This is a genomic window from Capnocytophaga sp. oral taxon 863 str. F0517 (assembly GCF_000466425.1).
In the GTDB taxonomy this organism is placed as follows: Bacteria; Bacteroidota; Bacteroidia; order Flavobacteriales; family Flavobacteriaceae; genus Capnocytophaga.
In genome coordinates, this window is record NZ_KE992183.1 from 1,455 (window position 1) to 2,208 (window position 754).

Consider the following 754-nt stretch of genomic DNA (forward strand, 5'->3'; position numbering starts at 1 on the left):
TGTGTAAACGTGTAGAGGCTACGGTATCGTACCAATCCGCTATATTCTGGCGAATCAGGGGTGACCAAGCTGCCGCAGCATCCTTATAAAGGTCATCCATAATCAAGACATCGACCGGCTCGCCGGTTAAAGAACCGCCCACGCCTATGGTCTTAAAGCTACCTTGGTAGCCGACGATTTCACACTCGTCCGCATTGCGGGCGTAGTTACGGCTTTTGGTGGTTGTGGCACTAGGGTTGGCTGGTGTTTGCCCGGCAAGGAGCGTTTGTGGAAACAACTTGTGATAGGTATCGTCATCAATAATACGTTGGAGTTCGCGGTTGAACTTTCGTGCCTTAATGGCGTTGTAGGAGACAATCGCAATACGCTTGTCTGGTTGGTGCCCTAAGATAAAGGCAGGGAGTCTTCTGGTTGCTCCTTCACTTTTTCCATGTTGGGGTGGCATGGTGATCATGAGTTTTTTGATGTGGCCGTAGGCAAATTGGGTGAGTTGGTCATAATAGACTTCATGAAAGGAGGCAGGGGTAAAGGTTGGGAGCGTGGCGCGGGTGAAGGAGAGGAGTGTCTCCCTTTCCCCTGAAGGGGAAAAAACTGATGAACTATCTTGCGGAGGAGCTGTGTTTTGCTCTTCACCCACATACCCAAGCTCCATGTATTCGCTTGGCTTTACTATTCGGTCTTCGCCCACATACCCAAGCTCCAAGTTTTCGCTTGGCTTTCCGCTTCGCTTTTCACTTTTCACTGTTCTCTTTTC

Annotated in this window: 1 pseudogene; it reads right to left on the reverse strand. The window is 49.9% G+C overall.

What is annotated here, in order from left to right:
- Positions 1-652 (reverse strand): annotated as a pseudogene (locus tag HMPREF1551_RS12835) (terminase family protein); the annotation flags it as partial.
- Positions 653-754: the final 102 nt, after the last annotated feature.